Consider the following 7,826-nt stretch of genomic DNA (forward strand, 5'->3'; position numbering starts at 1 on the left):
TTCACACTTTTCCTGGAATTGCTCACGAGAAAAACGGGACAGACTGCCGCAACAACGAAGCGCTGTTGCGGCCTACTTGTCTGCTGACTTGCTGGATCCCATGGCTGTCGGTCCCGGTGACGATGCGCATGCCTGCCGGCATGGCTGTTGGCGGTTCCCTACCAGCCAAAGCCCGATAGGGCAACCGGTGGTCGCACTACGCCGCCTTGCGGCGGGACGCTGCGACCGCTCTTTCCAAGACGGTGAAAATACGCTCGTCGGCGCATTGCGCGACGTTGAAGCGCATGAAGCGACCGGCGGTGTGCGAAAGGCTGAAGGCGTTGCCGGGCGCCAGCACGACATTGTCCGACAGCGCATGGCGCGCGACTTCCGCCGCGTCGATGCCGTCGGGCAGGCGACACCAGAGGAACATGCCGGCGGGCTGGTCGATCCAGGGCGCGATGCCCATCGCCTTCAGCCGGCCGGCGGTCTCGGCCATGGCGCGCGACAGGCGGGTGCGCAACTGCTCGACATGCTTGCGGTAGCTGCCGTCCTTCAACAGGGTCAGCACCAGTTCGGCGGACAGCCGGGTGCCGCCGAATGTCGTGGCGATCTTGAGGTCGGTCAGGCCTTCCATCCAGTCGGCTGGCGCCGCGATGAAGCCGCAGCGCACCGAGGCCGACAGCGTCTTGGAGAAGGAGCCGATCTGGATAACGCGCTGCAGCCCGTCGAAGGCCGCGAGCCTCGGGGCAGGGCTGTGTTCGAAGTCGGCGAAGATATCGTCCTCGACGATGGTGAGGTCCGCCTGGTCGGCGAGCTTCAGGAGCCGGTGCGCGGTGACCGGCGACAGGATCGCGCCGGTCGGGTTGTGGATGCCGGAATTGGTGATGTAGAGGCGCGGCCGGTGCTCGGCGAGCGCCTCGGCGAAGATCTCGATATCCGGACCCGAAGGCGTGTAAGGCACACCGACCACCTTGGCCTGGTGGGCGCGCAGCAGCGCATGGAAGTTGAAATAGCAGGGATCGTCGACCAGGACCGCATCGCCGGGCTCGATCAGGAAGCGGCACAAAAGGTCGATGGCCTGGGTGCCGCAATCGGTCAGCATGATCTGGTCGGGCGAGGCCTCGACGCCATGCTCGGCCATGCGCCGCGCCAGCAATTGGCGCAGCGGCGGCAGGCCAAGCGGCGTGCCGTAATCGGCAAGCGTCACGTCGTCGGCACGGGCGGCGGTGCGCAGCGCCCGGCGCAGGGCGGCCTGCGGCATCCAGGACGCCGGCAGCCAGCCGCAGCCGGGTTTCAGCATGTCCTCGCCTGCTTCGAGCGACTGCCTCGACACCCAAAGCGGGTCGACTGCGCGGTCGAGCCGAGGACCGATCTCGGCCAGTGATAGTGGCGCAAGCTGGCCGGCGGCGTAGAAACCCGAGCCGGGCCGCGAACGGATCGTGCCTTCCGCCGCGAGGCGCTCATAGGCCTCGACCACGGTCGACTTCGACACCTGCATGGATTTGGCCATGGCCCGTATCGACGGCAGGCGGGCTCCGGGCGTCAGCGTGCGCGCCGCGATGCGCTGGCGGATTGCCGCCATGACGGTTTCGACGAGCGTGGCGCCACCGGCATTTGGGCCCGATGTGTCCATCTGTACTTCCCTGTGGACCATTACAGTTTTGTGGAATTGTACTCCATTGTATCTGGCAACACCATGGCCCGCGCCGGTACGGAAGCGCAAACGGAGCAGATCATGGAAAAGAGTTTCGACGGCTGGCTCAGCGGCTTCATCGGGGTGCTGATCTTCAGCGGATCACTGCCGGCAACGCGGGTGGCGGTGATGGATTTCGATCCGACCTTCCTGACGGCGGCACGGGCGGCGATCGCCGGCCTACTGGGGATCGCGATGCTGCTCATGTTCGGCGAGAGACGTCCGGAGCGCGGCGACCTGGCCTCGCTGGCCGTCGTCGCGCTGGGCGTCGTAGTCGGCTTCCCGTTGCTGACGGCGCTGGCGCTGAAGCACGTCACCTCGGCGCATTCGATCATCTTTGTCGGCCTGCTGCCGCTGGCGACCGCGATTTTCGGCGTGTTGCGCGGCGGCGACCGTCCGCGCCCGGCCTTCTGGCTGTTCTCGTGCCTGGGCAGCGCCTTGGTCGCCGGCTTTGCCCTGGCGCAAGGCGTGACCGCGTCGCCGGTCGGCGACGGCCTGATGCTCGGCGCCATCATCGTCTGCGGGCTCGGCTACGCCGAAGGCGCCAAGCTGTCGCGCAAGCTCGGCGGCTGGCAGGTGATCTGCTGGGCGCTGGCGCTGTCGCTGCCGGTCATGCTGGCGCTGAGCTTTGCGACGCTGCCGCCGTCCTTCGCGGCCATCGGCTCGAGCGCCTGGATCGGCCTTGGCTATGTCTCGCTGTTCAGCATGCTGATCGGCTTCGTGTTCTGGTATCGCGGCCTCGCGCAAGGCGGCATCGCCGCCGTCGGACAACTGCAATTGCTGCAGCCCTTCTTCGGCCTGGCGCTGGCGGCGAGCCTGCTGCACGAAAAGGTCAGTCCGATGATGGTGGTCGTCACGCTCGGCGTCGTGGCCTGCGTGTTCGGGGCGAAGAAGTTCGCGCGGTGAGGGGCCTATTGAAACTTCGTCACGACCCCGATGCCGATCCCCTCGAAACCGCCCATTGCCATCAGGGCGGCCGGGGCCTCCTCGAGGCTGATCCTCTTGCCCACCAGCAATTCGGGCTTCAGCTTGCCGGTGCGGATCATCTCCATCATCGCGGAGTAGCGGTAGGCCTGCATGCCGTGGCTGCCGAGGATTTCGAGCTCGAAGGCGATCACCTTGTCCATCGGCACCTGGGGACGGGCATGTTCGCCCAGCATCAGCCCGACCTGAACGTGACGGCCGCGGCGGCGCAGGTTCGAGATCGAGTTGAAGGATGTGGTCGGATGTCCGAGCGCGTCCATCGACATATGCGCGCCGCCATTGGTGATCTGCTTGACCGCCTTGACCACGTTCGGCGTCGTCGAGGCGTTGATCGTCGCCACCGCGCCGATCTTCCTTGCAAATTCCAGCTTCTCGTCGGTGAGGTCGATGGCAATGACGTTGGCGCCCATGGCGCTGGCGATCATGATCGCCGACAGGCCGACGCCGCCGCAGCCATGCACGGCCACCCATTCGCCGGGCGTCACCCGGCCCTGGTCGACGATGGCGCGGAAGGAGGTGACGAAGCGGCAGCCGAGGCTGGCGGCGGTGGCGTATTCCATCTCTTCGGGCAGGCGCACGAGATTGGTGTCGGCATGCTCGATGCCGACATATTCAGCGAAGGAGCCCCAGCCGGTGAAGCCGGGCTGCGTCTGGTGCTCGCAGACCTGGTGGTTGCCGGAGGTGCATTCGAAGCAGCGGCCGCAGCCGACGGCGAAGGGCACCGTGACGCGATCGCCGGCCTTCCAGCGGCTGACCTGCTTGCCGGCGGCGACGACGACACCGGCCAGCTCGTGCCCGGGAACGTGCGGCAGCGTGATGCCGTCGTCATGGCCCATCCAGCCATGCCAGTCGCTGCGGCAAAGACCTGTAGCCTCGACCTTGATGACCACGCCGTCGGCCGCCGGCTTCGGATCGGGCACGGTCTGGATCGTCGGCGCCTCGCCGAATTTCTCGAAGACGACGGCTTTCATCGGCAAACTCCCGCGTTTTGAGACGACGATAGCCGATTCCACGGGCAGTCGACCGGAAATCGATTCTGCCAGCAGGACCGGCGGACCGATCGGTTATTCCGGCTGCTGGCGGAAATCGGCGAGCCGCGTTTCGCCCGGCGCCAGCAGGCGACCGTCCTCCGCATGCACCTCCAGGCGGCGGATCGGCCTGCCGGTCCGGGTGTCGACCATGAAGGTGTAGGGCTCGCCCGGCCCGGAGAAATAGGTCTCGCCCCACTGGCGCAGGGCGACCAGGACATAGAACAGGCCACGGCCTTTTTCGGTCAGTACATATTCACGATGCGCGCTGCCGTCTTCGGCCGGAACGGTCTCGAGGATGYCATGCGCAATCAGATTGCGCAGGCGCGCCGACAGGATGTTCTTGGCCACGCCCAAGCTCTTCTGGAATTCGCCGAAGCGCCGCATGCCGTCGAAGGCGTCGCGCACGATGAGCAGCGACCACCAGTCGCCGATCGCGTCGAGCGGCCGGGCGATGAGGCAATCCGCGCTTTGATGGCTCGTCCGTTTCACCATGCAATTCGTCCAGGTTTCCGATTTGTGGTTGCAAGATAAAACCTTCTTGTCTATTCCGCAATGGTTTCAACTTGAAACCGAATGGAGCCGGCACGATGAACCTGCAACTGCAAAGCGCGGACCTGCGGCAGACCGAAGAAGCCGCGAAGGGGCAGGGATTGCCGCGCCTCACCGCGCTGATCTTCGCGGTCGTCTGCGGCTTGAGCGTCGCCAACGTCTATTTCGCGCACCCGCTGCTCGACGCCATCGCACGTGACTTCGCGATCGCCCCCGCTTCGGTCGGTATCGTGGTGACCGTGACGCAGATTGGCTACGCGCTCGGCCTGTTCTTCATCGTGCCGCTCGGCGATCTCTTCGACCGCCGCAGGCTGGTCGCCACCCAGGCCGTGCTTTCGGCTCTGGGGCTAGTCCTTGTCGGCCTGTCGCCGAGCGCCGCGGTGCTGCTGGCGAGCCTTGCGGCGGTCGGTCTGCTCGCCGTCGTCGTGCAGGTCCTCGTCGCCTATGCCGCCGACCTGGCGGCGCCGGCGGAGCGGGGGCGGGCGGTCGGCACCGTCACCAGCGGTGTGATCCTCGGCATCCTGCTCGCGCGCTTCGCTTCGGGGCTGGTCGCCGATTTTGCCGGCTGGCGCTCGGTCTATCTCGCCTCGGCGGTGCTGACGCTCGCGATGGCGGTAATCCTGTTCCGCGTGCTGCCTCGCCAGGAGGCGGCGCGGCCGCGCACATCCTATGTCCGGCTGCTCGGCTCGGTGCTGCTTCTGTTCATCGGGGAGCCCTTGCTGCGCGTGCGTGCGGTGCTGGCCATGCTGATCTTCGCCAGTTTCAACGTGCTCTGGGCGCCATTGGTGCTGCCGCTCGCGGCACCCCCGTTCTCGCTGTCGCATACCGAGATCGGCCTGTTCGGCCTGGCGGGCGTCGCCGGCGCGCTGGGGGCGCGCTGGACCGGCACGCTTGTCGATCGCGGGCAAGGCCAATTGGTCACCGGCTTCGGTCTCTTGCTGATGGCCGCCGCCTGGCTGCCGATCGCGTTCATGGGCACGTCGTTGTGGCTGCTGGTGCTGGGCATCGTCATGCTCGACCTTGCCATCCAGGCCGTGCACGTCACCAATCAAAGCCTGATCTTCGCCCGCCGGCCGGACGCCCGCAGCCGGCTGGTCGGCGGCTACATGATCTTCTATTCGCTGGGCAGCGCGCTGGGCTCGATCGCCTCGACCATGACCTACGGGGCCTGGAATTGGACGGGCGTCTGCCTGCTTGGCGCGGGCATCGGCCTGGCGGCGCTGGCATTCTGGGCCGCGACGCTGAGGGTAGGGCGTTAAGCCCGGCTACTCGGCATCGATTTGGCTCTGCGGCGCAGCCTTCTGGAACGCCGGCAGCGCCATGCAGGCGGCGTTGATGCGCGCGATCACCGGATAGGGCGTCATGTCGACGCCGAAGCGGGCATTGTTGGTGACCTGCGCGGCGAGGCAGATATCGGCGAGGCCGGGTGCATCGCCATGGCAAAAGGTGCCGGTCTCGGGCGAGGAGGCGAGAATCTTTTCAAGCGGCTGGAAACCTTCGTTCACCCAGTGCCGGAACCAGTTGACGACGTCCTGGTCGCCGGCGCCGAACAAGGTGCGCAGCGAGGTCAGCACGCGCAGATTGTTCACCGGGTGGATGTCGCAGGCGATCATCTGCGCCAGCATGCGGACACGCGCCCGGCCCAGCGCATCCTTCGGCAGCAGCGGCGGCTCGGGCTCGATCTCGTCGAGATATTCGATGATCGCCAGCGACTGGGTCAACAGCGTACCATCGTCCAGCACCAGCGCGGGCACCAGACCTTGCGGGTTGACGGCGAGATAGGCTGGCTCCAGATGCTCGCCATGGCGCAGGTGATGCGGCACATAGGTGTAGTCCAGCCCCTTCATCACCAGCGCGATCCGCACCCGGTAGGACGTGGAGGAGCGATAGTAATTGTGGAGGACGAGGTCGCTCATCGCCTCGGCTGCCCGATGGTCACCGCGATCTCGCCGATGCCGTCGACGCCGCCGGTGATCCTGTCGCCGGCCTGGACCGCGCCGACGCCGGCCGGCGTGCCGGTGAAGATAAGGTCGCCAGGCTGGAGCTCGACCGCGTCGCTGCAGATCGAGACGATGTCGGCGATCGGCCAGATCAGCTCGGCAAGGTCRCCGTCCTGCTTCACCGCGCCGTTGACGGCGAGCCAGATGCGGCCTTTGTCCGGATGTCCTGATTTCGCGGCCGGAACCAGCGGGCCGCAAGGCGCGGACTGGTCGAAGGCCTTCGACCAGTCCCAGGGACGCGCCGCCTTCTTCGCCTGATCCTGCAGGTCGCGACGGGTCAGGTCGACGCCGACGCCATAGCCCCAGACATAGGCGAGCGCATCCGCGCGGGGCACGTGAAGGCCTCCCTTGCCGATGGCGACGACCAGCTCGATCTCGTGATGCAGGTTCGAAGTCAGCGGCGGGTAGGGGATCTCGGCGCCGCTGTCGACCACCGCATCGGCGGGCTTGGTGAAGAAAAAGGGCGGGTCGCGCTCGTCGTTGCCGAGCTCGCGCGCATGCGCCGCGTAATTGCGGCCGACGCAGAAGATGCGGCGCACGGCAAACCGCTCCGCCGAGCCTGCGACGGCAACCGAGGCGACCGGCGGCGGCGGAAGGACGAATTCTGGCATGGTTTTTCTCTGTGTTGGCGTGAATCGCGCCCACCTTCCGCCGATTTTGCCGGGCGGGCAAGACTCTGACGTCCCCATACATCGGCCTGTCGTTTCAGTGACAATGCCTGGATCATTGGGCGTATACTATTTGCCAATAATCTGGCCATGGTCACGGGACTATCCTGTGCTGCCGAAACCGAACCGATGCCTGAACCCGTGCAATGACCCCCGTCAGCGATCGCGCCCGCTTCCTGATCATCGACGACCACCCGCTGTTTCGCGAGGCGCTGCACAGCGCCGTGCAGATGGCCTATCCGGATGTCGACACGGTCGAGGCGCGCTCGATCGCGGAAGCGATCGAGCTTCTCGCCGACGCCAAGCCGTTCGACCTCGCGCTGCTCGATCTCAGCATGCCCGACGTGCATGGCTTCGAAGGGCTGCTGCAGCTGAGGACCCGCTATCCGCGACTGCCGGTGGTGATCGTGTCGGGCTATGAGGAGCCGAAGATCATCTCCGAGGCGCTGTCCTACGGCGCGGCCGGCTTCATCCCGAAATCGGCGAGGAAGAGCGACCTCGCCGCCGCCATCCGCTCGGTGATGGATGGCGCCGTCTATGTGCCCGAAAATTACGAGGGCCAGCCGCCCGACCCCGACAGCACCGACCGCGCCGACATGGTGCAGCGCCTGGCGAGGCTCACGCCACAGCAGCTAAGGGTCCTGCAGATGCTGCGCCAGGGCATGCTCAACAAGCAGATCGCCTATGAGCTGCAGGTGGGCGAGACCACCGTGAAAGCGCATGTCTCGGAGATTCTCCGAAAGCTCAACGTCTACAGCCGCACGCAAGCGGTGATCGAGGTGTCGAAGCTCGACAATGCGGAGCTGTTCAGGGATCAGGCTGGGTTTTGAGGGGGTAGCCCTAGAGCGGGATGAGATTAGCTCCGGTCATAGCCTGAGTTTGCAAAATAGTTTGAGCATTCGTGTGGAGTGACACGATT

At 66.1% G+C, this 7,826-nt stretch carries 8 protein-coding genes; 3 read left to right on the forward strand and 5 right to left on the reverse strand.

The window, feature by feature from the left end:
• Window positions 1-196 precede the first annotated feature (196 nt).
• Window positions 197-1,615 (reverse strand): PLP-dependent aminotransferase family protein, encoded by a 1,419-nt coding sequence (locus tag LCM4577_RS28890; protein WP_071074385.1) that lies wholly within the window; start codon window positions 1,613-1,615, stop codon window positions 197-199.
• A 102-nt stretch (window positions 1,616-1,717) separates the two neighbouring features.
• On the opposite strand from LCM4577_RS28890, the gene LCM4577_RS28895 reads away from it, so the two are divergent.
• Window positions 1,718-2,581: a DMT family transporter gene (locus tag LCM4577_RS28895; RefSeq protein ID WP_071034087.1), complete on the forward strand. Its 864-nt coding sequence runs from the start codon at window positions 1,718-1,720 to the stop codon at window positions 2,579-2,581.
• Window positions 2,582-2,586: 5 nt separating this feature from the next.
• On the opposite strand, the gene LCM4577_RS28900 is transcribed toward LCM4577_RS28895, so the two are convergent.
• Entirely contained in the window at window positions 2,587-3,630 is a 1,044-nt protein-coding gene (locus tag LCM4577_RS28900; RefSeq protein WP_041007458.1) for a zinc-dependent alcohol dehydrogenase family protein, read from the reverse strand.
• 93 nt (window positions 3,631-3,723) lie between these two features.
• Window positions 3,724-4,182, reverse strand: a complete 459-nt coding sequence (locus LCM4577_RS28905) for a helix-turn-helix domain-containing protein (RefSeq protein WP_071074386.1) — start codon at window positions 4,180-4,182, stop codon at window positions 3,724-3,726.
• Window positions 4,183-4,277: 95 nt separating this feature from the next.
• On the opposite strand from LCM4577_RS28905, the gene LCM4577_RS28910 reads away from it, so the two are divergent.
• A complete protein-coding gene (locus LCM4577_RS28910) occupies window positions 4,278-5,498 on the forward strand; it encodes an MFS transporter (protein ID WP_071074387.1) in 1,221 nt (406 codons plus the stop codon).
• 6 nt (window positions 5,499-5,504) lie between these two features.
• Here the strand turns inward: LCM4577_RS28910 and maiA are convergent, their stop codons facing one another.
• Window positions 5,505-6,155, reverse strand: a complete 651-nt coding sequence (gene maiA, locus LCM4577_RS28915; protein ID WP_071033944.1) for a maleylacetoacetate isomerase — start codon at window positions 6,153-6,155, stop codon at window positions 5,505-5,507.
• Complete coding sequence (locus LCM4577_RS28920; protein ID WP_071033942.1) at window positions 6,152-6,850, reverse strand: fumarylacetoacetate hydrolase family protein; 699 nt, start codon at window positions 6,848-6,850, stop codon at window positions 6,152-6,154. The genes maiA and LCM4577_RS28920 overlap by 4 nt, the downstream gene beginning before the upstream one ends.
• Window positions 6,851-7,053: 203 nt before the next feature.
• Between LCM4577_RS28920 and LCM4577_RS28925 the strand changes: the two genes are divergently transcribed.
• Complete coding sequence (locus LCM4577_RS28925; RefSeq protein ID WP_041007450.1) at window positions 7,054-7,737, forward strand: response regulator transcription factor; 684 nt, start codon at window positions 7,054-7,056, stop codon at window positions 7,735-7,737.
• The last annotated feature ends 89 nt before the right edge of the window (window positions 7,738-7,826 follow it).

The sequence above is a fragment of the Mesorhizobium sp. LCM 4577 genome (assembly GCF_001854795.2).
Lineage (GTDB): Bacteria > Pseudomonadota > Alphaproteobacteria > Rhizobiales > Rhizobiaceae > Mesorhizobium > Mesorhizobium plurifarium.

What these genes read in the sequence shown, in the direction of transcription:
- LCM4577_RS28895 (WP_071034087.1), top strand. Translation starts at nt 1,718, where the DNA reads ATGGAAAAGAGTTTCGACGGCTGGCTCAGCGGCTTCATCGGGGTGCTG.
- LCM4577_RS28900 (WP_041007458.1), bottom strand. Translation starts at nt 3,630, where the DNA reads ATGAAAGCCGTCGTCTTCGAGAAATTCGGCGAGGCGCCGACGATCCAG.
- LCM4577_RS28910 (WP_071074387.1), top strand. Translation starts at nt 4,278, where the DNA reads ATGAACCTGCAACTGCAAAGCGCGGACCTGCGGCAGACCGAAGAAGCC.
- maiA (WP_071033944.1), bottom strand. Translation starts at nt 6,155, where the DNA reads ATGAGCGACCTCGTCCTCCACAATTACTATCGCTCCTCCACGTCCTAC.
- LCM4577_RS28890 (WP_071074385.1), bottom strand. Translation starts at nt 1,615, where the DNA reads ATGGACACATCGGGCCCAAATGCCGGTGGCGCCACGCTCGTCGAAACC.
- LCM4577_RS28925 (WP_041007450.1), top strand. Translation starts at nt 7,054, where the DNA reads ATGACCCCCGTCAGCGATCGCGCCCGCTTCCTGATCATCGACGACCAC.